The organism is Sphingomonas pituitosa NBRC 102491 (assembly GCF_001598435.1).
GTDB classification, from domain to species: domain Bacteria; phylum Pseudomonadota; class Alphaproteobacteria; order Sphingomonadales; family Sphingomonadaceae; genus Sphingomonas; species Sphingomonas pituitosa.
The window spans coordinates 1-25,153 of record NZ_BCYY01000012.1 but is presented as its reverse complement, the minus strand read 5'-3'; the positions used below and the strand labels follow the sequence as shown (position 1 = coordinate 25,153).

The 25,153-nt window shown below is 68.6% G+C and carries 25 protein-coding genes; 12 read left to right on the top strand and 13 right to left on the bottom strand.

Annotation, left to right across the window (positions count from 1 at the left end; translation table 11 throughout):
* Positions 1 to 4: 4 nt before the first annotated feature.
* The 3 genes from SPI01S_RS10975 to SPI01S_RS10965 form a co-directional block, all read right to left on the bottom strand.
* Positions 5 to 667: a response regulator gene (locus SPI01S_RS10975; protein WP_066722088.1), complete on the bottom strand. Its 663-nt coding sequence runs from the start codon at positions 665 to 667 to the stop codon at positions 5 to 7.
* Between the two features lie 73 nt (positions 668 to 740).
* Positions 741 to 1,322 (bottom strand): M17 family peptidase N-terminal domain-containing protein, encoded by a 582-nt coding sequence (locus SPI01S_RS10970; RefSeq protein ID WP_066722086.1) that lies wholly within the window; start codon positions 1,320 to 1,322, stop codon positions 741 to 743.
* Positions 1,323 to 1,437: 115 nt separating this feature from the next.
* Positions 1,438 to 1,998 (bottom strand): helix-turn-helix domain-containing protein, encoded by a 561-nt coding sequence (locus tag SPI01S_RS10965; protein WP_066722084.1) that lies wholly within the window; start codon positions 1,996 to 1,998, stop codon positions 1,438 to 1,440.
* 201 nt (positions 1,999 to 2,199) lie between these two features.
* On the opposite strand from SPI01S_RS10965, the gene SPI01S_RS10960 reads away from it, so the two are divergent.
* Positions 2,200 to 3,171, top strand: a complete 972-nt coding sequence (locus SPI01S_RS10960; protein WP_066722283.1) for a FecCD family ABC transporter permease — start codon at positions 2,200 to 2,202, stop codon at positions 3,169 to 3,171.
* Entirely contained in the window at positions 3,162 to 3,944 is a 783-nt protein-coding gene (locus SPI01S_RS10955; RefSeq protein ID WP_066722082.1) for an ABC transporter ATP-binding protein, read from the top strand. The genes SPI01S_RS10960 and SPI01S_RS10955 overlap by 10 nt, the downstream gene beginning before the upstream one ends.
* On the opposite strand, the gene SPI01S_RS10950 is transcribed toward SPI01S_RS10955, so the two are convergent.
* From SPI01S_RS10950 to SPI01S_RS10940, 3 genes are read right to left on the bottom strand one after another with little or no spacing between them, the layout of a single operon-like run.
* Complete coding sequence (locus tag SPI01S_RS10950; protein ID WP_066722080.1) at positions 3,941 to 4,735, bottom strand: LysR family transcriptional regulator; 795 nt, start codon at positions 4,733 to 4,735, stop codon at positions 3,941 to 3,943. The two genes, SPI01S_RS10955 and SPI01S_RS10950, sit on opposite strands and share 4 nt — an antisense overlap.
* Positions 4,732 to 5,136, bottom strand: coding sequence for a Co2+/Mg2+ efflux facilitator ApaG/CorD (gene apaG, locus SPI01S_RS10945; RefSeq protein WP_066722078.1), 405 nt, complete (start codon positions 5,134 to 5,136; stop codon positions 4,732 to 4,734). Before apaG ends, SPI01S_RS10950 begins: the two co-directional genes overlap by 4 nt.
* A complete protein-coding gene (locus tag SPI01S_RS10940) occupies positions 5,133 to 6,341 on the bottom strand; it encodes a trans-sulfuration enzyme family protein (RefSeq protein ID WP_066722076.1) in 1,209 nt (402 codons plus the stop codon). The genes apaG and SPI01S_RS10940 overlap by 4 nt, the downstream gene beginning before the upstream one ends.
* 119 nt (positions 6,342 to 6,460) lie before the next feature.
* Between SPI01S_RS10940 and SPI01S_RS10935 the strand changes: the two genes are divergently transcribed.
* Both SPI01S_RS10935 and SPI01S_RS10930 read left to right on the top strand, forming a co-directional pair.
* On the top strand, positions 6,461 to 7,765 hold the full coding sequence (locus tag SPI01S_RS10935) for a phospholipid carrier-dependent glycosyltransferase (RefSeq protein ID WP_066722074.1): 1,305 nt from the start codon (positions 6,461 to 6,463) through the stop codon (positions 7,763 to 7,765).
* 84 nt (positions 7,766 to 7,849) lie between these two features.
* A complete protein-coding gene (locus SPI01S_RS10930) occupies positions 7,850 to 8,968 on the top strand; it encodes an NADH:flavin oxidoreductase (RefSeq protein WP_066722072.1) in 1,119 nt (372 codons plus the stop codon).
* Positions 8,969 to 9,101: 133 nt separating this feature from the next.
* On the opposite strand, the gene SPI01S_RS10925 is transcribed toward SPI01S_RS10930, so the two are convergent.
* The 3 genes from SPI01S_RS10925 to recO are packed head-to-tail and all read right to left on the bottom strand — an operon-like array spanning position 9,102 to position 12,044.
* Complete coding sequence (locus SPI01S_RS10925; RefSeq protein WP_066722070.1) at positions 9,102 to 10,205, bottom strand: glycosyltransferase; 1,104 nt, start codon at positions 10,203 to 10,205, stop codon at positions 9,102 to 9,104.
* Positions 10,202 to 11,254, bottom strand: a complete 1,053-nt coding sequence (gene leuB / locus SPI01S_RS10920) for a 3-isopropylmalate dehydrogenase (protein ID WP_066722068.1) — start codon at positions 11,252 to 11,254, stop codon at positions 10,202 to 10,204. Before leuB ends, SPI01S_RS10925 begins: the two co-directional genes overlap by 4 nt.
* Positions 11,255 to 11,312: 58 nt before the next feature.
* Positions 11,313 to 12,044: a DNA repair protein RecO gene (gene recO, locus SPI01S_RS10915; protein WP_066722066.1), complete on the bottom strand. Its 732-nt coding sequence runs from the start codon at positions 12,042 to 12,044 to the stop codon at positions 11,313 to 11,315.
* 87 nt (positions 12,045 to 12,131) lie between these two features.
* Between recO and SPI01S_RS10910 the strand changes: the two genes are divergently transcribed.
* Genes SPI01S_RS10910 through SPI01S_RS10900 form a run of 3 tightly spaced genes read left to right on the top strand, consistent with a single transcriptional unit; the run spans position 12,132 to position 14,471 of the window.
* Positions 12,132 to 12,914, top strand: a complete 783-nt coding sequence (locus SPI01S_RS10910; protein ID WP_066722282.1) for a prolipoprotein diacylglyceryl transferase — start codon at positions 12,132 to 12,134, stop codon at positions 12,912 to 12,914.
* Positions 12,805 to 14,247 (top strand): radical SAM protein, encoded by a 1,443-nt coding sequence (locus SPI01S_RS10905; protein ID WP_066722064.1) that lies wholly within the window; start codon positions 12,805 to 12,807, stop codon positions 14,245 to 14,247. The genes SPI01S_RS10910 and SPI01S_RS10905 overlap by 110 nt, the downstream gene beginning before the upstream one ends.
* On the top strand, positions 14,244 to 14,471 hold the full coding sequence (locus SPI01S_RS10900; RefSeq protein WP_066722062.1) for a hypothetical protein: 228 nt from the start codon (positions 14,244 to 14,246) through the stop codon (positions 14,469 to 14,471). The genes SPI01S_RS10905 and SPI01S_RS10900 overlap by 4 nt, the downstream gene beginning before the upstream one ends.
* A gap of 38 nt (positions 14,472 to 14,509) precedes the next feature.
* On the opposite strand, the gene SPI01S_RS10895 is transcribed toward SPI01S_RS10900, so the two are convergent.
* Positions 14,510 to 15,559 (bottom strand): NAD(P)-dependent alcohol dehydrogenase, encoded by a 1,050-nt coding sequence (locus tag SPI01S_RS10895; protein WP_066722060.1) that lies wholly within the window; start codon positions 15,557 to 15,559, stop codon positions 14,510 to 14,512.
* Positions 15,560 to 15,686: 127 nt separating this feature from the next.
* Between SPI01S_RS10895 and SPI01S_RS10890 the strand changes: the two genes are divergently transcribed.
* Both SPI01S_RS10890 and SPI01S_RS10885 read left to right on the top strand, forming a co-directional pair.
* On the top strand, positions 15,687 to 16,580 hold the full coding sequence (locus tag SPI01S_RS10890) for a LysR family transcriptional regulator (protein WP_066722058.1): 894 nt from the start codon (positions 15,687 to 15,689) through the stop codon (positions 16,578 to 16,580).
* 67 nt (positions 16,581 to 16,647) lie between these two features.
* The gene (locus SPI01S_RS10885; RefSeq protein ID WP_174539096.1) at positions 16,648 to 17,127 is read left to right on the top strand and encodes a cupin domain-containing protein; all 480 of its coding nucleotides are present in this window, start codon (positions 16,648 to 16,650) and stop codon (positions 17,125 to 17,127) included.
* A gap of 221 nt (positions 17,128 to 17,348) precedes the next feature.
* Here the strand turns inward: SPI01S_RS10885 and SPI01S_RS10880 are convergent, their stop codons facing one another.
* The 3 genes from SPI01S_RS10880 to purB all read right to left on the bottom strand — a co-directional run bounded on the left by SPI01S_RS10880 (position 17,349) and on the right by purB (position 21,872).
* Complete coding sequence (locus SPI01S_RS10880; protein WP_066722056.1) at positions 17,349 to 19,919, bottom strand: HWE histidine kinase domain-containing protein; 2,571 nt, start codon at positions 19,917 to 19,919, stop codon at positions 17,349 to 17,351.
* A complete protein-coding gene (locus SPI01S_RS10875) occupies positions 19,920 to 20,465 on the bottom strand; it encodes a biliverdin-producing heme oxygenase (protein WP_066722054.1) in 546 nt (181 codons plus the stop codon). It abuts the gene before it with no gap.
* Between the two features lie 90 nt (positions 20,466 to 20,555).
* A complete protein-coding gene (purB, locus tag SPI01S_RS10870) occupies positions 20,556 to 21,872 on the bottom strand; it encodes an adenylosuccinate lyase (RefSeq protein WP_066722052.1) in 1,317 nt (438 codons plus the stop codon).
* A 131-nt stretch (positions 21,873 to 22,003) separates the two neighbouring features.
* Here purB and SPI01S_RS10865 point away from each other — a divergent pair, with 131 nt between their 5' ends.
* From SPI01S_RS10865 to SPI01S_RS10855, 3 genes are all read left to right on the top strand, one after another.
* On the top strand, positions 22,004 to 22,465 hold the full coding sequence (locus SPI01S_RS10865; protein WP_066722050.1) for an EF-hand domain-containing protein: 462 nt from the start codon (positions 22,004 to 22,006) through the stop codon (positions 22,463 to 22,465).
* Positions 22,466 to 22,507: 42 nt separating this feature from the next.
* Complete coding sequence (locus SPI01S_RS10860; protein ID WP_066722048.1) at positions 22,508 to 22,957, top strand: PH domain-containing protein; 450 nt, start codon at positions 22,508 to 22,510, stop codon at positions 22,955 to 22,957.
* Positions 22,958 to 23,141: 184 nt separating this feature from the next.
* A partial coding sequence (locus SPI01S_RS10855; protein WP_157084649.1) for a gluzincin family metallopeptidase occupies positions 23,142 to 25,153 on the top strand: 2,012 nt, incomplete at its 3' end.

Below are 25,153 nucleotides of genomic sequence, written 5' to 3'. Positions count from 1 at the left end.
GGGATCAGAGCTCGATCAGCCCGCGCTTGGCGGCGATCGTCACCGCGTGCGTCCGGTCGCTGGCGCCGAGCTTGGCGAACAGCGCCTTCATATGGCCCTTCACCGTCTCTTCGGAGAGGGCGAGCCGGGCGGCGATCTGCTTGTTCGAATTGCCCCAGGCCGCCAGGGTCAGCACCGACACCTCGCGCTCGGTGAGATCCTCGTCGAGCACGTGCAGCGCGATCGCGGTCGCCACGCTGGCGTCGAGATGCTTGCCGCCGTGATGGACCGAGCGGATCGCCTCGAGCAGCTGGTTGCGCAGGCTCGCCTTGAGCAGATAGCCCATCGCGCCCGCCCGCAGCGCCTTGATCGCACGACCGTCGCCCGAATAGGTGGTCAGGACGATGATCCTGGCGTTGGGCGTGGCCGCGCGGATCGCGGTGATCGCGTCGAGGCCGGACATGTCGGCCATCTGCAGGTCCATCAGCACCAGATCGGGCTGGAGCCGGGCGAATTCCCGAATCGCCTCCGCACCACCACCCGCTTCCCCGACGATCTCCATGTCGTCCTGGGTGGAGACGACCGCCCGAACCCCTTCGCGCAGCAGCATGTGATCGTCGACCAGCAGGATGCGGATCGGCGTCGTGCCGCGTGCCGGCACACGCCCGCTGGAAACCCTGGTCAACATGGCAAGCGCATCAACTCCCTGAGAAGCGCATCCTAGCATGGCTGCGTCGCCGTCGCCACGCCTCGACCACCCGTCAGCGCCAGGCGGCCAGCGCCTCGCGAAGCGCGGTTGTGGTGTGGGCGGCGGCACCGTTGCGGATGTCGAAGGTCCAGGCAATCGAAGCCGCCTGCTGCTCCTGCGCATCGATGGCGGCAAGCGCGCCGCGCATCATCGCGGCCGCGCTCGGCGCCACCAGCGGTGCCGGCAGATCGAGTTCGGACCAGCCGAGCAGACACCCCACCGATGCCGCGCCGATCCGCAATGCGGCCTGCATCGCAAGGCCGGTGAGCGCGCCCACCACCTCCGGATCGCCGGTGAGGGAAGCGCCCATGCCGATCAGCATCAACGTCGCAGCGCGGATCGGCGCCGGCGGGCGGGTGAGCATCAGCGTTTCCCCGAAGCCGCCGGTGAAGATGCCGCCCTCGCGCAATCGGGAAAGGGTGCCGTGCAGCGCATGATCGATGGCCTCGGCGCCGCCGCGGTGCGCACCGGCGACATCCTTCTCGAGCATGCCGACGACGAGCAGGTCCTCCGCCGCCCGCAGCACGTCGATCTGCGCCACCGCGAAGGATACGCCGCGCCACGTGCCGATCGGCAGCGAAACATTATCGGTCATTTCCGGCGTCCAGCTTCCTGCCCCCTCCATTGCAACCGTAGCGGCTCGCCACCCGCCCGGCCGAAGCCACATCATCCGGTGTCCGAGCGACGAGTCTTGAAGATTCCTGCTGCGATCAGCCGGCCGGTTGCCAGCTGCATCGCCAGGCGTGCGGCGTCGTGCCCAGCAGGCGACGGAACAGCCGGGTGAGATGCGCCTGGTCGCTCAGCCCGCAGGCGCAGGCGATCTGCGATAGCGTGTCTCGCGTCTCCCGCATCAGCAGCTGCGCGCGCCGAATGCGCTGGCGCACGATATAGGCGTGCGGCGTCTCGCCGGTGCTCGCCTTGAACGCCCGGCAGAAATGCCCGGTGCTCAGCTGGGCGACGCCAGCCAGCGTGGAGGTGAAGATCGGCCCTTGAAGATGGGTGTCGACATGCGCCGCCACACGGCGGAGCTGCCAGCCGGCCAAGCCCCCTTTCGCCGGGCCGTCGGACAGGATCGGCCCCTCGGGCAACAGGTCCGGAGGGCCGGCGGCATCGGGAGCGGCGAGCAGGCCGGGCAGCCGTTCGAGGCAGCGGCGCGCGAGCGGCGGGTCCTCGTCCAGCGATCGCATCGCGCTGGCGAGCAGCGCCGAAAGGTCCGGCGCGCCGCTCGCCTGGCCCCCTGCAGCAACATCGATCAACGCCTGGTGGTACATGGTTCCATCCCGTCTTGCCGAATGGAGTGTCGCGCAGGCGGCCGCGTGGCGGAATCGAACCTCCGCACCATCGGGCACGGCTTTGATGTGGGAAGACTAAACCAAGGTTTGGGTGGTCAAGCCCGTTTGCGCGCCTGCGCACCCGTGCCGACGGGCAATGTGGGGGTAGGCGAACGCCGCCGGGATGCTATGGCGCCCGGCATGCACCGGCTTGCCCTCAACCTCGGCCTTGCGCTGCTTGTCGCCCTGCTGTTCGCCGGTTCGCTGATCGCCGGCAAGTTCTGGGTGCCCCCCGCCGTCTGGTTCAGCCCGGATCCGCGCTGGTGGATCATCGCCGAGCTGCGCCTGCCGCGCTCCATTCTGGGCCTCGCGATCGGCGCGGCACTGGGGCTGTCCGGCGCGGCGCTGCAGGGGTTCCTGCGCAATCCGCTCGCCGACCCGGCGGTGGTGGGCGTCTCTTCCAGCGCGGCGCTGGGCGCGGTTGGCGCCATCGTGCTGCTGGGGAGCAGCGCGCCGCTGGTTCTGTTCGGCTGCGCCATGGCGGCAGCCTGCGGATCCATGCTGCTGCTCGCGGGGCTTGCCTGGAGGGCGGAAAGCGCCGTCGCCTTCATCCTCGCCGGCACGGTGCTCGCCAGCCTGGGCGCGGCGCTCACCAGCTTCCTGATCTCGATCGCGCCCAACCCCTATGCCACCGCCGAAATCCTCGACTGGATCATGGGGGCGCTCACCGATCGCAGCTTTGCCGAAGTGCAGCTCGCCCTGCCCTTCATCGCGATCGGGTGCGCGCTGCTGCTGTTCACCGGCCGCGCGCTCGACGCGCTCACGCTGGGGGAGGCGGCCGCCCGCTCGATGGGGGTGCGGCTGGATCGGGTACAGCTGCTGGTCGTGCTCGGCACCGGGCTGGCGGTCGGCGCCAGCGTCGCGGTCACCGGCATCGTCGGGTTCGTCGGGCTGATCGTGCCGCATTTGCTCCGCCCGCTCACCGGTGCACGCCCTTCGGCGCTGCTGCTCCCCAGCGCCCTGGGCGGGGCCGCGCTGCTGCTGGCGGCGGACAGCCTCGTGCGCCTGTCCCCGGGCCCGAGCGAGGTGCGCCTGGGCGTCGCGATGGCGCTGCTCGGCACCCCCTTCTTCTTCGTGCTGCTCCTCAAGCTCCGGCGGTCGACATGGAACTGAGCATCTCCGATCTCGCGGTCAGCCTCGGCAAGCGCCGCGTACTCCACGGGCTGGATGCGGTGCTGCGGCCCGGCCGGGTCACGGCGATCCTCGGCCCCAACGGCTCGGGCAAGTCGACGCTGGTGCGCACGCTCGCCGGGCTGCTGGATCCCGACGCCGGTCAGGTGAAGCTCGGCGGCAAGCCGCTCGCCCGGCTGGAGCCGCGCGAGCGCGCGCGTCGCATCGGCTATCTGCCGCAGGACGCCACCGTGCATTGGGATCTGCAGGTGGCGGAGGTGATCGCACTCGGCCGGGCACCGCACCGCGCGCCCTTCGCGGGACTTTCCGCCGCCGATCACGCCGCGATCGACGCCGCGATCGACGCCACCGCCGTCCGCCCGCTGATCGATCGGCGCGTCACCCGGCTTTCCGGCGGCGAGCGGGCGCGCGTGCTGCTGGCGCGGGTACTCGCCGGCGAGCCGCACTGGCTGCTGGCGGACGAACCGCTCGCGAGCCTTGATCCGGTGCACCAACTCGATCTGCTCGATCGGCTGCGCGCGCTGGCCGCCGGCGGGATGGGCGTGGTGATCGTGCTGCACGATTTCCTCCAGGCCGCCCGCGCGGCCGACGACGTGCTGCTGCTGCGCGAAGGCCGCGTCGTGGCCTTCGGTCCGGCCGGGACGGCGCTGGCCCATCAGCCGCTGCGCGACGCGTTCGGCGTGGAGGTGATGGTGATCGGCGACGATCAGGGCCGGCTGCTGCCGGTGCCGATCGGGCGGGTGAAGGGCAGCTAGCTGCCCAGCACCTCGACCAGCGTCTGCACCTTCTTCTGCCGCCACTGCGGCAGCGGCGCGACCAGCCAATAGCCTAGCCGCGAGGCCTTGGGCTCACCGACCAGGGCGACGCGGCCCGCCTCGATATCGGCGCGGGCAAGAAGCTCGGGGACGGTCGCCCGCCCCAGCCCCTGCGCCGCCGCATCGATCGCGAGGCCCGCATCGGCGACGCGGACCAGCGATCCGGCATCCTCGGCCATGCAGCCCAGCCACGAGATGCGCACGTCGATCCCGCCGCCGCCCGGCCGCTCGACCGTGACCATGCCGTCGCTTTCCAGCGCCTCGCCCTCATGCTCGCCCGGGCCTTCGCCCCAGCGGATCGCGAGATCGAGATTGGCCTCGGTGAAATCGAGCGCATCGTCGGCCGGCACCAGCACGAAGCGCAGGTCCGGGTCCGCACGGGCGATGTCCGACAGGCGCGGCATCAGCCATTTGGCGGTGAGGTCGCGCGGCGCGGCGATGGTCAGCGACTTGGAGGACTGGCCCGCCTGCATCGCCCGCACCGCTTCCTCGAACTGGAGGAAGCCGTTGCGCAGCGCGGTGAGGCCGCTCTCCGCCTCGGGGGTCAGCTCCAGCCCCTTGGTGGTGCGGCGGAACAGCACGACGCCCAGCGTATCCTCCAGCGCGCGGATCTGCTGGCCGACCGCGGCGGGGGTCACCGCCAGTTCGTCCGCGGCGCGGGTGAACGACAGGTGCCGCGCGGCCGCATCGAGCACGCGCATGCCGTTGAGGGGGAGATGGGTCCGCTTCATTGTTCGCCCGTCACCGCCGGGGCGATCAGCGCGAATCGCGGGATGGACACGTCGAACGCCGAACCGTCCTCGGCGATCATGTGGTAGCTGCCCTGCATCGATCCGCTCGGCGTCGAGAGCGGGCAGCCCGAGACATAGTCGAAGCTGCCGCCCGGCGCGATCATCGGCTGTTCGCCGACGACGCCCTCGCCCTCCACCGTGTGGCGCAGGCCGCGCCCGTCGGTGATGATCCAGTGGCGGGTGAGCAGTTGCACCGCCACCGGGCCTTCGTTCTCGATGCGGATATGATAGGCCCAGAACCAGCGGCCGCGATGCGGCTCCGACTGTTCGGGCAGATACGACACCGACACGCGGACGACCACGCCGCGCGTCGTCGCCTCGTCGGTGAAGAGCGCCTTCACAAGCCGGCGCCCCGCAGCGCCTGGTCGAGATCGGCGATCAGGTCGTCGGCGTCTTCCAGGCCGACATTGATGCGGATCATGCCCTCGACCACGCCCATCTCCAGCCTTTTCTCCTCGGCCAGACCCGAATGGGTGGTGGAGGACGGGTGCGTCATCAGCGAGCGCGAGTCGCCGATGTTGTTCGAGATGTCGATCAATTCCAGCCCGTCGAGCAGCGCGTGGGCCTGGGCACGGCCGCCGTCCAGCTCGAAGCTGAAGATCGGCCCCGCCGCGGCCATCTGGCGCATGAACAGCGCGTGCTGCGGGTGGCTGGGCAGCGCCGGGAAGTTCACGCGGGGGACGCGGCCCTCCAGGAAGCTGCCGACCTTCAGCGCATTCTCGCTCTGGCGGCGGATGCGCAGGTCGAGCGTCTCGAGGCCCTTCAGCACCACCCAGGCGTTGAACGCGCTGAGCGTCGGCCCGGTGTTGCGGGTGAAGGGCAGCAGCGTGTTGGTGATGAAATCCTCGGTGCCGCACACCGCACCGGCCAGCACGCGGCCCTGCCCGTCCATCATCTTGGTGGCGGAATAGGCGACGACGTCCGCGCCGAACTCCATCGGGCGCTGCAGCGCGGGCGTCGCGAACGCATTGTCGACCACCGTGACGATGCCGTGCTTCCTGGCGATCGCGCAGACGGCTTCGAGGTCCACCACGTCCATCGTCGGGTTGGCGGGGGTCTCGAAGAAGAAGATCTTGGTGTTCGGCCGGATCGCGTCCTCGAACTGCTGCGGGTCGCGCGCGTCGATCGTCGTCGTGGTGACGCCGAAGCGCGGCAGCAGGCTGTCGGTCAGCCAGCGGCACGAACCGAAGGCGGCGCGGCCCTGGACGATATGGTCGCCCTGGCTCACCTGGCAGAGCAACGCCGCGGTCATCGCCGCCATGCCGGTGGCCATGGTGCGGCAGGCCTCCGCGCCTTCCAGCAGGGCGATGCGCTGCTCCAGCATTTCCACGGTCGGGTTCTGGAGGCGCGAATAGGTCATGCCCGCCTGTTCGCCGGCGAAGCGCGCGGCGGCGTCGCCCGCGCAATCATAGGCATAGCCCGAGGTGAGAAACAGCGCCTCGCTGGTCTCGCCGAACTCCGAGCGCGCGGTGCCGCCGCGCACCGCCTGAGTCGCGGGCTTCCAGTTACGGGTGACGCTGGGATCCTGTCCGGTACGACGCTTCATGGGCGTGCTTTGCGGCGCTTGGGGGCGCGGCGTCAACCTTTGGGTGCGTTGATCCTTTCCGGTGCAGGAAGGATCCGCGGGCTATTCCGATCCGCCGCGTGCTCGGCTAGGCCTGTGCCATGCGCCTTCGCCTTTCGGCCCTCGCCACCCGCCCCTGGCTCGTCGCCCTGCTGATCGGCATCGCCGCGCAGCTGCTGTTCACGCTGCATATCGACCAGCCGGGCGGCATCATGTTCGACGAGGTGCATTATGTGCCCGCGGCCAAATCGCTGATCGAACTGTCGGGCCCGCGCAACACCGAGCATCCGCTGCTCGGCAAGGAGCTGATCGGCGCCGGCATGGAGCTGCTGGGCGACAATCCCTTCGGCTGGCGACTGATGCCCACGGTCGCGGGCACGGCGACCGTGCTCGGCATCTTCGCCTTCCTGTGGATCCTGATGCGCGGCCGGATGCGCGTGGCGGTAACCGGCGCGGTGCTGGCGATGCTCGACCAGAGCCTGTTCGTGCAGGCGCGCACGGCGATGCTCGACGTGTTCCTCGGCGCCTTCCTGCTGTGGGGGCTGGTGTTCCTGCTGTGGGCAATGCACGGCACGCGGAACCAGGTGCGATGGCGCTGGTGCGCCGGCGCGGCGCTGCTCGGACTGGCGACGGCGGTGAAATGGGCAGCGGCGCCGTACATCGCCGCAATCGGGCTGGCGCTGATCGCCGTGCGGCTGATCGACGCCCGTCGCGCCAGACGTCCTCTGGCGACGGCAATTCTCTCCGGCGACCAGCCGCACTGGCCGGGGCTGTCGACTCTCGCAGGGCTCGTGCTGCTGGGCGCGATCAGCATACCCGTCTATTTCGCGACCTTCGCGCCGACCTTCTTCTACCTCACCGGCGCGACCGACGGGCTGCGCGGCCTGCTGCATCTCCAGCGGGAGATGTATGCGGCGCAGACCCAGGTCCTGCCCCACCACAATTACCAGTCCGAATGGTGGAGCTGGCCGATCATGCTCCGGCCGATCTGGTTCTTCTACGAATGGGATCATGGCGCGCAGCGCGGCGTGCTGCTGATCGGCAACCCGGTGATCATGTGGGGCGGACTGGTCGCGGTGCTGGCCGGCTACCTGCTCTGGTTCCGCACCCGGGCATGGCGGCCGCTGGTGCTGGCGCTGCTCTGGACCTTCTCGGTGGCGATCTATGCGATCATCCCGAAGTCGCTGGGCTTTTATTATTACTACCACCTCTCCGCGCTGTTCCTGTGCATGCTGCTGCCGGTGACGTTCCACCAGTTCGACCGGCTGCGCGCGAAGGGCTGGGAGGAATGGTATGTCGGGCTGGCGCTGGTCTGCTTCGGCTATTTCTACCCGATCCTCTCCGCCGCGCCGCTGGGCGACGCCCAGGGCTACACCCATTGGATGTGGCTCCAGAGCTGGCGCTAAATTTCGTTGCGGGCCCGTCGCCATCTTGATTGCGGCGCGGGCGGTCTTAGCTTCTGGCCAGTTTCAAATCGCAACGGAGCCCCCATGACCGCGACGACAGACGTGCTTTTCCGTCCCTTCCGCATCAAGTCGCTCGATCTGCCGAATCGGATCGTCATGGCCCCGATGACGCGGACCTTCGCACCCGAGGGCATCCCCGGCGCGGCCAATGCCGCCTATTACCGTCGCCGCGCCGAAGGCGGCGTGGGCCTGATCCTGTCCGAAGGCACGGTGATCGACCGCCCCGCGTCGCGCAACCATCCGAACATTCCGTTCTTCCACGGCGACGCCGCGCTGGCGGGCTGGAAGACGGTCATCGACGAGGTCCATGCCGCCGGCGGCAAGATGGCGCCGCAGATCTGGCACACCGGCTCCACCTTCGGCCCCGATCGCAACTGGCAGCCGGAGTCGCCGGTGGAGAGCCCCTCGGGCGTGGTCGCGCCGGGCAAGCCGCGCGGCGTGGCGATGACCGAGCAGGACATCGAGGCGACCATCGCCGCCTTCGCCAAGGCCGCCGCCGACGCCAAGCGGCTCGGCTTCGACACCGTCGAGATCCACGGCGCGCACGGCTATCTGATCGACCAGTTCTTCTGGGCCGGTACCAACACCCGCGAGGACGGCTATGGCGGCGCGACGATCGCGGAACGCTCGCGCTTCGCGGTCGACGTGGTCAAGGCGGTGCGCGCGGCGGTGGGCCCGGACATGCCCGTGATCCTGCGCCTCAGCCAGTGGAAGCAGCAGGATTACAGCGCCCGCCTCGCCACCACGCCGGACGAGATGGCCGCGTGGCTGCAGCCGCTGGTCGATGCCGGCGCGGACGTGCTGCACTGCTCGCAGCGCCGCTTCTGGGAGCCGGAGTTCCCCGAGATCGACGGCGAGAACGGCCTCAACTTCGCCGGCTGGGCGAAGAAGCTCACCGGCGCGGCGACGATCAGCGTCGGCTCGGTCGGCCTGTCGGGCGAGTTCATCGCGGCATTTGGCGGCGAGACGTCGCAGCACAGCGACCTCGACAAGCTGGTCGAGCGGATGGAGCGCGACGAGTTCGACCTGATCGCGGTCGGCCGCGCGCTGATCAGCAATGCGGACTGGGTGAAGAAGGTCCAGGCGGGTGCCGGCGACGAGCTGCAGGGCTTCAGCCCGGCGGCGCTGGCGGAGCTGGTGTAAGGCTGAACCATCTTTAGCCCCTCCTCCTCGGAGGAGGGGTTGGGGTGGAGGGATTCCAGACCACTCGTTGGTCTCTGTGAGACACTGCCCCACCCCAACCCCTCCCCTGAAGGGAGGGGCTTTTACCGGCAGCCTAGTACCGCCCCCAGACGAACCGCGACGACAGCGCGAAATTCCACACCGCCGCCACTGCGATCCCCGCCAGCGCCGAGAGCCGCCAGTCGCCATGCTGGACATTGTGCAGGAAGGCCGCGAGGCCGACATTGGCCGCCGCCCCCACCCCACAGACCAGGCAGAAGCTCACCCAGCCCGCGAACAACGCCCCCGGCCCCTTCAACCGCCGTTCGCGATAGGTGAGCGCGTTGTTGAGCAGGAAGTTGAACGTCATCGCCACGATCGTCGCGACGATCGTCCCCGTCACGAACGGCAGGCTACCCAGGCGAAACAGCAGGAACAGCACGCCGAGGTGCACCGCCGCGCCCATCGCACCGATCGCCGAGAACATGGCGAAGCGCACCGGCACGACCTTGCCGAACATCCGATCGTACAGCGCGATCAGATATTCCATCGCGACGACGTAATCGAGCTTGCTCTCCCCTTCCGTGCGCACGCGGAAAGTATAGGGCAGCTCCAGGAAGCGCAGCGGCTTCGGGCTGGCGGTCATGATGTCGAGCAGGATCTTGAAGCCGATGCCGGAGAGCACCGGCACCAGCTTGCGCGCGATCTCGCTGCGGATCATGAAGAAGCCGCTCATCGGATCGGTCAGGTCGGCCTTGAGCACCTTGCGGGACAGCCTGGTCGCGAAGGCGGACTTGGCGACGCGCTCGCTGTCCCACTCGCCGGTGCAACCGCCTTCGCAGAAGCGCGAGCCGATCACCACGTCCAGCCCGGCATCGGCCTGCAGCGCGTCGAGCATCTTCGGCAGCAGCGTCTCGTCATGCTGCAGGTCGCCGTCGATCACCGCGACGCAGGGCGCCGCGGTCGCGCACATCCCCTCGATGCACGCGGAGGACAGGCCGCGCCGCCCGATCCGCTGAATCACGCGCACGCGCGGATCGCGCCGGGCGATGTCGCGCGCAGCATCCGACGTGCCGTCCGGACTGTCGTCGTCGACGAAGATCGCTTCCCAGGCGCGACCGGCAAGGGCCGCGTCCAGCTTGGCGATCAGCAGGGGAACATTGGCGCGTTCGTTGAACGTAGGAATAACGATCGCGAGTTCGAGCAGAGTGTCGCTCACTGAAGCTCCAGCAGCACCGCGTCCCCCATGGCAGCGGTCGAAAGAGTACCCCCGAGATCGGCCGTCCGCGCGCCCTTGGCGAGGGCTGCGGCAACCGCTTTTTCTATACGTTGCGCCGAGGCTTCGTCGCCCAGCGAGTGTCGCAGCAGCATGGCTGCGGAAAGAATGGCGGCGCACGGATTCGCCTTGCCCTGGCCGGCAATGTCCGGCGCGCTGCCGTGGATCGGCTCGTACATGCCGTTCGCGCCCGACCAGGCGGCGAGCGAGGCCGAGGGCAACATGCCGATCGATCCGGCGCACATGCTCGCCTGGTCGGAGAGGATGTCGCCGAACAGGTTGCCGGTGACGATCACGTCGAAGCTCGCCGGCGCGCGCACCAGCTGCATCGCGGCGTTGTCGACATACATGTGGGTCAGCTCGACGTCGGGATATTCCGCCGACATCTCGATCACCACGTCGCGCCACAGCTGCGAAGTCTCGAGCACGTTCGCCTTGTCGACCGAGCAGAGCTTCTTGCGGCGGCGCTTGGCCATCTCGAAGCCGACGCGGGCGATCCGGCCCACTTCCTGCTCGTCATAGCTCATCACGTCATAGCCCTGGCGCAGGCCGTCGGGCGTGGTGCGGTGGCCCTTCTCGCCGAAATAGATGTCGCCGATCAGCTCGCGGACGATGACGATGTCGAGGCCGTTCACCACCTCGGGCTTGAGCGGCGAGGCGTCTTCGAGGCCGGGGAACAGGGTGGCCGGGCGCAGATTGGCGAACAGGCCCAGCGCCTTGCGGATGCCGAGCAGCGCGGCTTCCGGGCGCAGGTGGCGCTCCAGCTTCTCGAACCGCGGGTCGCCGATCGCGCCGAACAGCACCGCATCGGCGCGCTTGGCGAGCGCCAGCGTGGCTTCGGGCAGCGGATGGCCGGACGCGAGATAGCCCGCGCCGCCGACGGGCGCTTCCTCGAAGCTGAGGCCGAGATTCATCGCCTCGAGGACGCGGCGCGCCTCGCGCGTCACCTCGGGGCCGATCCCGTCACCCGGCAGAACAGCAATCAACGGCATTCCGATCCCCACGCAAGCAGCAGCTGGTACGCGCGCCGCTTAGCCGCCTCGGGGCCGTTTATGCAACCGCTCGCAACAACCGGTCCACCAGCCGCTCCCGCGCGGCCATCAGTTCCGCCCCCCGCCCGATCAGCAGATCGCGCGCCAGGAAGTGACCCGTGAGGCGCAGGCCGGCGAGAATGTCGTCCCACTCCGCCGCTCCGCCCTCGGTAAGGAACGGGGGCAGCGCGAGCAGCCGCGCCTCATAGCCGATAGCCCCTGCCCGGCTCACCGCGATGCCGCTCTTGGGGCTGACATAGGCAAGATCGTCGCTGCCCCCGGTCGCCGCGCAGCGTTCCAGATCGAGGCCGAAGCCCAGTTCGGCGAGCAGCAGCAGCTCATAGCGCACCAGCGCCACCGCCCAGCCCCGGGCGGCGGGCGCGGCCTCGATCGCATCGAGCACGCCGCCCAGCGCTTCGTGGAGACGGGGATAAGGCAGCCCCTCGGGCAGCGTCGCCGCCGTGAGCGCGGTCACCCAGGCGAGCGCGGCAGCCGGCAGCGGCTCGCCGAACATCGGCGCGCGGCTATGGAGCAGCTCGACGGTGAGGCCGGCGAGTTGCTCCTCGGTCCGCGCCCGCCATTCGCCGAGGATGAGATTCGCCGGCTGGAGCACCGGCCGCAGCGCGCGCGAGCGCCCGCCGCGCACATAGCCGGGCTGTACGCCCTCGCCTTCGGTGAGCGCCCGGACGATCGCACCATGTTCGCCATGCGCGCGAACGCTGAGCAGGATGGCTTCGGCGCGGAGATGCATCACCGCGATGTAGGGTCTGCGCGCCGGAAAGGGAAATGGCGGAGCACGCTCTTCCTGCCCGCGCGAAGTGCCGCTAGCCTCGCGGCGATGCTCTATCTGCCCACCGCACCCTGGCTCCATTATGTCGGCGACGCAGCGGCCTGGCTTGTGGCGGCGGCCGGTGGGCGCTGGGTATACCGGCAGCGGCGCGCCAGCGTCGAGGGGCTCGCCCGGCAGACCGACCCCAGCTATTTCGTGACCCTCGCGATCGGCGGCGCGCTGGGGGCGTGGCTGCTGGGCTCGCTGAACACCCTGCGCGATGCCCGGCCGGTGCTGTCGCACTCGATCGCCGGGGCGCTGGCCGGGGCGATCGTCGCGGTCGAACTCTGGAAGCTGTTGCGCGGCGTGCGCGGCTCGACCGGCGGCCCGTTCGTGGTGCCGCTGGCGCTGGGCATCATGGTCGGGCGGTGGGGATGTCTGTTCGCCGGGCCGGCCGACCAGACCTATGGCATACCGACCAGCCTGCCCTGGGGGATCGACCTGGGGGACGGCATCGCCCGCCACCCCGTGCAACTCTACGAATCGCTGGCGGTGGGGCTGTTCCTGCTCGTCTATGCCCGCGCGCTGCGGGCGGGACGGCACTGGGCGACGGCGCATGGCTTCCACGTCTTCGTCCTGGCCTATGCCGTGCAGCGTTTTGCCTGGGAATTCCTCAAGCCCTATCCGCCGCTGATCGGCCCGCTGAACGTCTTCCACCTCACCATGATGGGATTGTGCCTCTATGCCCTTGTCTGGATCGCACGCGGAAACCGCACTGGCGGCGCCGCCGCGCAAGGCGGCGCCCTATCTGTTCCACGGCCAGACGAGCAGCCTGTGCGAGACCTGCCTTGAGGTCGTCCCCGCAAAGGTGATCCTCGAGGACGACTGCGTCTACTACCTGAAGCGCTGCCGCAGCCACGGCGTGCAGAAGACGCTGATCAGCGACGACCTCGCCTATTGGCGGGCGCAGAAGGACTGGCTGAAGCCCGGCGATCGCCCGCTGGCGACGCAGACCCGCACCGAGGCCGGCTGCCCGTTCGACTGCGGGCTGTGCCCCGATCACGAACAGCATAGCTGCCTGGCGATCGTCGAGATCAATTCCGCCTGCAACCTCGCCTGCCCGGTCTGCTTCGCCGATGCCGAGGACTTGCACGGGGCGCATCTGCCGCTCGCGACGATCGAGGCGATGCTCGACGCGCTGGTCGCCAGCGAAGGCGAGCCCGATCTGCTGCAGCTCTCCGGCGGCGAGCCGACCCTCCACCCGCAATTCTTCGAGATCCTCGACGCGGTGAAGCGCCGACCGATCCGCCATGTGATGATCAATACCAACGGGGTGCGGATCGCGCAGGATCCGGCGTTCGTCGCGCGGCTGGCAACCTACAAGCCGGCGCTGGAAGTGTATCTCCAGTTCGACAGCCTGAACGACGATGCGCTGATGGATCTGCGCGGCGCCCGGCTCGCCCGCGTCCGCCATGCGGCGCTGGAGGCGCTGGAACGGGCGGCGCTCTCCACCACCCTGGTCGCGGTGGTGAAGCGCGGGGTGAACGACGGCGAGGTCGCCGCCATCGTCCAGCATGCGCTGGAATGGGCGTGCGTGCGCGGCGTGACCTTCCAGCCGGTGCAGGATGCCGGGCGCAACGAGGGGTTCGACGGGAAAGCGAACCGGATGCTGCTCACCCAGATTCGCCGCGAGGTGGTGAAGGCGGGCGTGTTCGCCGCCGAGGACATGATCCCGCTGCCGTGCAATCCGGACCAGATCTGCATCGGCTATGGCGTGCGCAGCGGCCGCGACGTGACACCCGTCACCTCGCTGTTGCCGCGCGAGCTGATCCTGCAGGGGCCGAATACGGTGAGCTACGAAGCCTATCCGAAGCTTCGGGAGGCGGTGCTGGAACTGCTGAGCCTCGCCACCGCCCAGTGCAATACCGAGGACAAGCTGGCCGACCTGCTCTGCTGCCTGCCCCAGGCGCTGGTGCCGCAGGAGATAACCTATGCGAACAGCTTCCGCGTGGTGATCCAGCAATTCCTCGACCGATACAATTTCGACCTGGGCACGGTGAAGCGCAGTTGCGTCCACTTCGTGACTCCGGAAGGGCAGATCATCCCCTTCGATACGTACAATACATTCTATCGCCCGGGCGCCGAGGGCGCGGGCGTGCTGGCGCGCGGGAGGGCGATGGCATGAAGCGCTTTTTCTCGGGACTGCTGATCAGCATCGGGCTGCTGATCATGACGACCAGCGGGCTCTGCTCACTCTCGTTTGTCGTGAATAATTGGCAGTATATCGACGCGTTTATGCTGTTGTTGATGCTGGGTTTTGGCGGGGTGCCGTTCGCTGTCGGCTATGGCGTGTTCGCGGCGGGCCGATTCATGCTCTGGGAACTCCGCAGAGACGAACAGGAGGACTAGCGGCTCCCGCCCGTCAAACCGGGCGGGAGCGCCGGGCCTCAGCCCATCGACGCGATATCGATCACGAAGCGGTACTTCACGTCGCTCTTGAGCATGCGCTCATACGCCGACTCGATCTCGTCGGCGCGGATCATCTCAATGTCCGCGACAATGCCGTGTTCGGCGCAGAAATCGAGCATCTCCTGCGTCTCGGCGATGCCGCCGATCAGCGAGCCCGCGATCGAGCGGCGCTTGAAGATCAGCGCCGCGACGTTGGGCGACGGGTGCGCATGCTCGGGCACGCCGACCAGCGTCAGCGTGCCGTCGCGCTTGAGCAGCGTGGTGAAGGCATCGAGATTATGGCTCGCCGCGACCGTATCGAGGATGAAGTCGAAGCTGTTCGCATGGGCGGCCATTGCATCGGCGTCGCGCGAGACGACGACTTCGTCGGCGCCCAGCGCATGCGCATCGGCACGCTTGCTCTCCGAGGTGGTGAAGGCGACGACGTGCGCGCCGAGCGCATGCGCCAGCTTCACGCCCATATGGCCGAGCCCGCCGATGCCGACGATGCCGACCTTCTTGCCCGGGCCAACCTGCCAGTGGCGCAGCGGCGACCAGGTGGTGATGCCCGCGCAGAGCAAAGGCGCGACGGCGGCGAGATGCTCCTCGCCATGCCCGACCTTCAGCACGAACTTGTCGCTGACAACGATGCGCTGCGAATAGCCGCCCAGCGTGTGGCCGGGGGCGTCCGGCGTCGGGCCGTTATAGGTGCCGACGAAGCCGTTCTCGCAATATTGCTCCAGCCCCTCGTCGCACGAGGCGCAATGCTGGCAGCTGTCGACCATGCAGCCGACGCCGACGACATCGCCGACCGAGAAGTTCGAGACGTGCCCGCCGACCGCGCTCACCCGGCCGACGATCTCGTGGCCCGGCACGCACGGATAGAGCGTCCCGTCCCATTCCGACCGGACCTGGTGGAGGTCCGAGTGGCAGACGCCGCAATAGCGGATGTCGATCTGCACGTCGTGGTCGCCGGGCGCGCGGCGTTCGATGTCGATCGGCTCGAGCGGCTTGTCGGCGGCATAGGCGCCATAGGCTTTGGTGGCCATGTGTCGGGTCCCCTTGGGTGCGGTTGAAAACTCGGGGCGCAATAGCCCCTCGTCGCACAACATGGGGAACGCGCCAGCATGCGATTAGACGCTGGAAGCTGCATGCAGTGTTGAATAGAGTTCAGCAATGAACCGCCAGCAGCTGTCCGAACTCGCCGCCTTCCTCGCCGTCGCCCGCCAGAAGAGCTTCACGCGGGCGGCGGCGCAGAGCGGGGTCACTCCCTCCGCGCTCAGCCACGCGATGCGCGGGCTGGAGGAGCGGCTGGGCCTGCGGCTGCTCCACCGCACCACCCGCAGCGTGAACCTCACCGAAGCAGGCGAGCGGCTGTTCGCGACCCTTGCCCCGCGCTTGGACGAGATCGAAGCAGAGGTGGCGGCACTCAGCGCGCTGCGCGAGAAGCCGGCGGGCCTCGTCCGGATCAGCGCCGACGAGCATTCGCTGAAGACCCTGCTTTGGCCCCGCCTCGCACCGATCCTGCGCGAGTTCCCCGACATCCGGATCGACATCGATACCGACTATCGCCTCACCGACATCGTCGCCGCGGGGTTCGACGCGGGCGTGCGCTTCGGCGACATCATCGCCAAGGACATGGTGGCGGTGCCGATCGGCCCTGACGCGCGGATGCTGGCGGTGGCCTCCCCCGCCTATTTCGAGCGCGCCGGGCGCCCGCAGTCGATCGAGGATCTCACCGCCCATGCCTGCATCAACCTGCGCCTGCCCACCTATGGCGGCCTCTACGCCTGGGAGTTCGAGGAAGAGGGCCGCGAGCGCAAGGTGCGGGTGGACGGGCCGCTCACCTTCTCCTCGGTCTTCCCGATCCTGCGCGCGGCGCTGGATGGCTTCGGCATCGCCTGCCTGCCCGATGCGGTGGTACAGCCGCATCTGGCGAGCGGCGCGCTGGAGGCGGTGCTGACGCGCTTCTCGCCGCCCTTCGCGGGCTACCATCTCTATTACCCGAGCCGCCGCCAGCCGACCCCGGCCTTCGCGCTGCTGGTCGAGCGGTTGCGCTGGCGAGGGTAACAGGGCTGTGGCAGGGTGTCGGCGAAGGAACGCCAAGCGTTCTCAATCGCCTACAGGGAGAGATGTCGTGAAGATCCTGCTCAGCGCCCTTGCCGGGGCCGTGTTGGTCGCCGCCCCCGCCGCCGCCCAGACCGCCGCCGATCCGACATCGTTCGCCGCCGCCAAGGACGTGCAGGCGCAGTTGAAGACGATGCTGGCGGAGATGAAGCCGGGCCAGGGCTTCGCATGGAAGCCGCTGGTGCGCGACGGCACCAACATCGCGGCGATCGAGATCTGGAAGACGCCGGGCAAGCCGGCCGTGCACCCCGACCAGGCCGAATATGCGATCGTGCTGGAAGGCGCAGGCACCTTGATTTCAGGCGGGACGATGCCCGATCAGGAGGTCCGCAACGCCACGCTGGTCGAAGGCAGCCGCATCGAGGGCGGCACCACCCGCACCCTCGCGCCAGGCGACGTGATCCTGGTGCCGGCCGGCGTGCCGCACTGGTTCGGCATCACCGGCGAACGGCTGGTGCTCCTGGGCATCAAGCTGCCCAAGGGGCAGTGAAAATACTTCCTCTGCGAGCAGGGTAAGGCAGCTGGAAAGAGAGGACGGCATCGCCAAAAACCACCCTCATTTCCGCGACGGCGGGAATCCATTCGCCAGTGCGCTGGGGGAATGAGCCGCGGCCACAGCGCCAATGTATCCCCGCCTTCGCGGGATGACGGGGTATGGGTGGCCGTATGCGATGCCCCCGCTTTGCACGGGAGCGATGCGTTTCGAACGCTCTACCGGCCCAGCAGCCCTTCCAGCATCCGCGCCATGTTCACGGCGGTGTAGGGCTTCTGCAGCACCGGCACCCCGGCATGCTCCTCGCCCAGCTGGAGCTGCTCGCCATAGCCGGTGGCGAAGGCATAGGGCACGCCCTCTGCGCGGAGACGATCGGCGATCGGCAGGCTGGTCTCGGCACCCAGGTTCACATCCAGGATCGCGACGTCGAACCGCTCCCTGCCGATTTCCTCCAATGCGCTGCCGATCGACGCTGCCGTCGCCACCCGGTCTGCGCCGAGACGCAGCAGGATGTCCTCCGCGTCCATCGCGATGATCAGGCTGTCCTCGACCAGCAGCACCGGCCCTTGCAGCACCGGCCTTAGTTCCCCGCTCGCCGGTAGCGGCACCGGCTCTTCCACATCGCGCGCGTGCTTCGCCGCAGCGGCCCCGTCGAGCACCACGTGCCGTGCCGGGATGCAGAACTCCGCTTCAAGGCCGGTCAGCGGGTAGCGCACCGTCGCCTTACCCCCCAGGTCGTACGGCACCGAGCGCTGGATGATCGTGGTGCCGAAGCCCTGGCGCGTCGGCGGCTGGACTACCGGCCCGCCGCGCTCGCGCCACTCGACCCGGCAGTCGCCCTCGGGGTCGAGCCACCACCGCACCGAGACGATCCCGCTGTCCGACAGCGCACCATATTTGGCCGAATTCGTCATCAGTTCGTGGAACACCAGCGCCAGCGTCGAGAAAGCGGCCGGGCGCAGCAGCACCATGGGCCCGTCCTGCTCCAGCCGGCCGGAACGGTCGCCCAGATAGGCTGCCGCCTCGGTCCGCAGCAGCCGGCCGAGCGGCGCGGGTGCCCAATTGTCTTCGGTGATCTGGTCGTGCGCGCGCGCCAGTGCCTCGATCCGCCCTTCGAGCAGGCGAATATAGGTCGTTGCATCCATCCCCGGCGCCCGCGACTGGCGCACGAGGCCGCGGATCAGGCCGAGAATGTTGCGCACCCGGTGGTTGAGCTCGGCGATCAGCAGTTCCTGCCGCTCGGAGGCGCGCTGGCGCTCTTCCTGCGCGTCGTCGGACAGGCGCAGCACCACCTCGATCAGCGAGGCGCGCAGCACCTCGGCGATGCGCAGCTCGACCTCGCTGAACGGCAGCGAGCGACCGCGGACTTCCTGGCTCCAGGTCTCGAAGCTCTGCCGCGGCGTAAGGCGGGCACCGTGCGGCCCCAGCTCGACCGGCTTGTGCGGGTCGCCCGCCCAGTTGACCGTGCGCACCAGCTCCTGGCGGAACAGCAGCACATAGTCGCGCGGGCTACGGCTGATCGGGATCGCCAGCAGCCCGGCCCCCACATCGGCATAGTCCGCCGCCTGGGGCAGCACATCGGCCAGGCGATCGGTGGCGAAGACGCGCCCGGCCGCCATCGCGTTGAGGCGGCGGGTGATTGCGGCGAAGGACGAAGGCGGCGGCGTGATGCCGCTGAACGCCACCTTGCCGCCGATCCAGATCGCGATGCCGTCGCACGGCACCACTTCGCGAAGCCGACTACCCAGCCATTCGGGATCGTCGAGCAACCCGCCGTCGCTCGCCACCGCCGCGAGCAACCGGTCGCTGGTCGCCCGCGCGGCCGCCTCGTAGATCGAAAGCTCCTTGCGCTCGCGGCTTTCGAGCTTCAGCGCGAACATCTGGCCGAACAGCTCGGCCATCGAACGGCGCTCGAACCCCGGGCAGCGCGGGCCGCCATAATGGTGGCAGGCGAACAGGCCCCACAGCTTGCCCTCGACGATGATCGAGATCGACAGCGAGGCCTTCACCCCCATGTTCTTCAGATATTCGACATGAATCGGCGAAACCGAACGCAGCACCGACAGCGACAGGTCGAGCGGGGCGCCGAATTCGTCGCGCTGCGGCACGATCGGCACCGGCGTCGAGTGCACGTCCGCGATGATCCGGAACGGCGTACGCAGGTAAAGCTTGCGCGCCTGCTGGGGGATGTCGCTGGCCGGGTAGCGCAGGTCCATGAAGCTGCCGATGCCGCTCCGCGCCGCCTCCGCCACCACCACGCCCGAACCGTCCCGCTCGAAGCGATAGACCATCACCCGGTCGAAACCGGTCAGCGCCCGCACCTGCCGTGCGCCTTCGCGGAAGAAGTCGGCGAGCTTTTCCTTCTCGTCCAGCCGGCCCATCATCGCGCGGAGCGTGCTGGCCGCATCTCCCGCCGCATCGGACCTGCAGGGCTCGCCCTCGACGACGATCGTGTCGCCGATCATGTGGAGCGCGAGATCATAGGCACCGGCCCGCATGCGCAGCGCCTTGATCCCGAAGATCCGCTCCAGCGCATCGTCGCCGCGCAGCAGCGTCAGGCGGTTGCGCAGCGCGTGAATCGCCTCGTCTTCGAGATAGTCGCTGGCGTGCGTACCGAGCATTTCCTCGGCCGAAAGGTCCAGATGCTCCCCGACATTGGCGGAAGCGCGCTTGATCAGCCAGTCGCTGGAGAAGGCAATGAGAAAACCGAACGGCTGGATTGCGCCCAGCTGGTGGATCGGCTCGCGGTCACAATTGGTCAGATCGACCTGAAAAACGCCATCGTCCACTTAACCAACCTTCGCCAGCCACTTCGTGCCGGCGGCCTCGAACCGCCCGAAGGTCTGGTTGGCGGCGGTTACGGCAGTCTCCAATGCCGCAGGCTCGTACAGGAACGCTTCGAGTTTTTCCAGCAATTCCGGCCACATATGCGGCGGCTGGTGACTACCGAGATAGGCGCGGGGCCAGCTGTCCGGCACGCTGCGGGCCAGGAACCGCCCCCCCAGCCGCGAGCCTTCGAGCACGTAGAGCATGCCCGCCATCGCCGCGCTGGACGTAACGGAATCCTCGGCTTTCGGCGTGGGCACCCTGATGCCAAGCGCGTCCAGATCTACCTGTATCACGCCTGCACGGCGGCGCTGCGGCCAGTCGCCGGTGATCGCTTCCGCGCCCCCCCGGTCGAGCAGCGCCTCCACCGGCAGCAGCGCCTCGGCATGGGCGGCGAGCAGCCCCGCGTAATCGTCGCGGCGGGCGAGATCGAAGCGGCTGAACAGCGTGTCGACCCGTGCATGTGCGGCACCCGTCGACTCTCGCAACCGGAGATGTGCGAGGTTCATGCGGGCGAAGATGTCATGAAGCGGCGATCCACGGCGAGCACAAAGCACTCGCCGCAGATCCGTTCCAATGCGGCCGATTCGGCCCCTTCGTTACGCCGCGCCGAAGACCCGCGCAAAGATCGTATCGACATGGCGATAATGGTAGCCGAGGTCGAACTTCTCCTCGATCGTCTCCGGGCTCAGCGCCGCGGTGACTTCCGGATCGGCCTTGAGCAGTTCCATCAGCGAGAGCTCGCCGTCCGATTCCCACACCTTCATCGCGTTGCGCTGGACGAGGCGATAGGAATCCTCGCGGCTCACGCCCGCCTGGGTCAGCGCCAGCAGCACGCGCTGCGAGTGGACCAGGCCGCCCATGCGATCGAGGTTCTTCTGCATCCGCACCGGGTAGACGAGCAGCTTGTCAACCACGCCGGTGAGGCGGGCGAGCGCGAAATCGAGCGTGATCGTCGCGTCGGGGCCGATATAGCGCTCGACCGAGGAGTGGCTGATGTCGCGCTCGTGCCACAGCGCCACATTCTCCAGCGCGGGGGTGACATAGCCGCGCACCATGCGGGCGAGGCCGGTCAGGTTCTCGGTCAGCACCGGGTTGCGCTTGTGCGGCATCGCCGAGCTGCCCTTCTGGCCGGGCGAGAAATATTCCTCGGCCTCCAGCACTTCGGTGCGCTGCAGGTGGCGGACTTCGGTGGCGACGCGCTCGATCGACGAGGCGATCACGCCGAGGGTGGCGAAGAACATCGCGTGGCGATCGCGCGGGATCACCTGGGTCGAAACCGGCTCGACCGAGAGGCCCAGCTTGGCCGCGACATGCGCTTCGACGCGCGGATCGATATTGGCGAAAGTGCCGACCGCGCCCGAGATCGCGCAGGTCGCGACATCGGCACGGGCGGCGAGCAGGCGCACCTTGGCGCGCTGGAATTCGGCATGCGCCTCGGCGAGCTTGAGGCCGAAGGTTACCGGCTCGGCATGGATGCCGTGGCTGCGGCCGATCGTCGGCGTCATCTTGTGCTCGCGCGCGCGGCGCTCGAGCACTTCCAGCAGCGCGTCGATATCGGCGAGCAGCAGGTCGCTGGCGCGCGCCAGCTGCACCGCGAGGCAGGTGTCGAGCACGTCGGAGCTGGTCATGCCCTGGTGCATGAAGCGGGCTTCGTCGCCCACCTGCTCGGCCACCCAGGTGAGGAAGGCGATCACGTCATGCTTGGTCACCGCCTCGATCGCGTCGATCGCGGCGACGTCGATCACCGGCTTGGTCGCCCACCAGTCCCACAGCGCCTTGGCGGCACTCTTCGGCACCACGCCGAGTTCCGCGAGGGCTTCGGTCGCATGCGCTTCGATCTCGAACCAGATGGCGAAGCGCGTCTCGGGCGACCAGATGTCGGTCATCGCGGCGCGGGCATAACGGGGGACCATGGCGTTCCTTTGTGTCCGGAAAGGGAGTGCCCGGCAGCCCCGGGCGGGTCGCGGCCGCGCCTAGCAAGAACCGGCCACAGCGGCAACCGAACGCGCATGCCGGCCGTTATCCCTCGCAGAGGAGATGCCCGATGCTCACGTCCCTGTTGTTCGCCGCCGCGCTGCAGGCAACCGCACCGGCGCAGGACCTGCCGGCCCAGCCTTCGCGGACGGGCCAGTCCCCCACTGCGACCCAGGCGATGCCCGGCACGCAACCCGTGCCGGCCGACCGGCCGATGGCCAGCCCCGCGCCCTCGGCCGGGCCACCCCCCGCCGCGGAAGCCGCGCAGCCCACGCCGCGCCCGGATCCGGCCAGGCTACCGGTCGACGCACAGTTCGCGCGCTACGACGCCAATGGCGACGGCGTGCTCGACAAGGCCGAATATAGCAGCTGGCTGGTCGCGCTGCGGACCGCGAAGGAATCGGATTTCAAGGCGGACAGCCCCGAAGGGCGCGGCTGGATCGACGGCAGCTTCGCCTCGGCGGATGCGAACCGCGACCAGAAAGTGAGCCGCGACGAACTCGTTCGTTTCCTCACCCCCAAGGCCGGATGACTTCGCCGTTGCGATGGACGCTGCCCCGGCTATGATGCGTGCATGGCGCAGCTGATCGATCGCTTTCAATCCTCCACCGCAGGCTGGCTGAAGGGCTCGTTCGCCGGCTGGGCGACCGTCGCCTCGTGCCTGGTCGGGATCGGGTTCGTGATCCTCGCGGTGCGCTGGGTCGGCAACAAGGCGACGCTGTACGAAGTGACCGAGGATCGCATTATCCTCTATCGTGGCATCGTCCGCAAATCGATCGACGAGATCGAGCTGTACCGGGTGAAGGACGTGCGGCTCGACTATTCGATCGTCAACCAGATCTCCGGCATCGGCACGCTGACCATCACCGCCTCCGACGAGACGACGCGCGGCGGCCCGCTGGTGATCCGCGACGTGGAATATGCCCGCGAACGTCGCGAGAAGCTGCGCGAACTGGTCAGCAACGCCCGCCGCCTGCGCGGGGTGCGCGAAATCGACATGGTGCAGGAAGACCTGCGCGGCTGAGCCCCGTACGAAACGCTATCCATCGTCACGCTAAGCTGCTAGTCAATGTATATCGACTCGTACTGCGTCCTGCCATCGCTGCTCCATTCGGGAGTTTCGCACGGCCGGAATTTCATCTGACGGTCGCACCATAAAAATCGTAACGTTCTGATCGCAAGACACTGCTCTCAAGGGGGAGAGGCGTGTGGGTACGAACTATCCGAAACCAGCCGTTCGCCGGTTGAAGGTCTATGCCTTCGATCCGCAGGCGTCGGTCACCTTGTCGACGGCGATGGCCAACGATTATGTCATCGAGCTGCCCTGGGAGGAGCGCTGGGAAGCGCCGCTCGAGAAGGGGCCGGTCAACGACTATGTCGAGGTGATCGACGTCGATCCGGCCGCAGGGCTGTTCTACGCGCCGGTGGACCTCGACGATCCCTGGCTGCGCGACGGCGGCCTCGATCCGTCGGAGGGGCGGCCGCAGTTCCACCAGCAGATGGTGTTCGCGGTGGTGATGCGGACGATCCGCGCGTTCGAGCGGGCGCTGGGCCGCGTCGTGCTGTGGGCGCGCGACGACCAGCTTTCGTGGCGGGACAACGGGCTGACTCCGGTGGAGCGCAACTTCACCCGCCGCCTGCGCATCTATCCCCACGCGCTGCGCGAAGCGAACGCCTATTACAGCCCGGCGAAGCGCGCCCTGCTGTTCGGCTATTTCAAGCCCGACCAGGAGGCCGCCGACGTGCAGGCCGGCTGGGTGTTCACCTGCCTGTCGCAGGACATCGTGACGCATGAGACCACCCACGCCATCCTCCACGGCATGCGCCAGCGCTCGATCGAGCCGAGCGGCATCGACGCCGCCGCCTTTCACGAGGGCTTTGCGGACATCGTCGCGCTGCTCCAGCATTTCTCGATGACGCCGGTGGTTCGGCAGTTGCTCGCCGCCAATGGCGGTTCGCTGCGTGAACCCGGTCTGCTGACGGGGCTGGCCGAACAGTTCGGTCGGGCGATCGGCCGCAGCAAGTCGCTCCGCTATGCGCTGGAGGCGCTGGGCGACCGCGCGGCGGCGCCGGCCGACGGTTCGGCGGCCAGCATCGCCGCCGCCATCGCCAGGCTGGGCGAAACGACCGAGCCGCACGCGCGCGGCGGCTTCCTGGTCGCCGCCGTGTTCGATGCGTTCGTCACCATCTACGAGCGCCGCACCGAGGACCTGCTGCGGCTGGCCCGGCCCGGGCTGGTGACGGGCAACGGGCTCAGCCCCGATCTGGTCGGGCGGCTGGCGAGCGAGGCGGCGACGGCGGCGGACCAGGTGCTGCGCATGTGCGTCCGCGCGCTCGATTACCTGCCGCCCGCGGCGGTGAAGTACGGCGAATATCTGCGCGCGATCATCACCGCCGACACCGATCTCGTCCGCGACGATCCGCTCCGCTACCGCATCGCCTTTGTCGAGGCGTTCAAGCGCTGGGGCATTACCGTACCCGGCTGCATCTCGATGGCGCCGGACAGCCTTTTGTGGGACGCGCCGCGGCTCGAGGACTATCCGGAGATCCTCAAGCACGCCGAGGCCGATCTGCCGGCGCCGCTGGCGGACCCGGCCGATGCGCTGAACATGCTGTTCACCGACATGCTCAGCCGGCTCAAGTTCGGTGTGACCTTCGAGGCCGCCGGCAAGGGCGACGCTGCCTATGCGATGGGCGATTATCGGCACCGCAACCTGCGCAACCTCGCGATGGAAGTGGTCGTCCACAACCAGCGCGCCATCCACGACTGGCTGGCCGGCCGCGTCACCGATTCGGCCGATTGGGAGCGGCTGCTCGGCCTTCGCCTGATGCCGCTGGCGAACCGGCCCGACGACACCTGCAACCCGTTGCTCTCCATCGAAGGCAGCCTTGGCGATCGGCGGCGCAAGCCGCAGCCGAAGTTCGAGGTCCATTCGGCCCGGATCTCGCGGCGCACCGGCCCGGATGGATACGAGATGCACATGCTGATTGCCGAGATCGTCCAGCGCCGCCGCGGCTATTTTGACCGGGAAGAACAGGCCGCTGCCGATCGGGGCGACAGGCAGGTGATCGGCGATGCCCGCTGGACGACGCCGGACTTCTGGTTTCGCGGTGGCGCGACGCTGCATGTCGACCTTCGCGACGGCCGGCTGCTGCGTATCCTGCGCAAGCGGATCGACGATGACGACCGGCTGGAGCGCGAACGCGCCTTTCGCAGTGG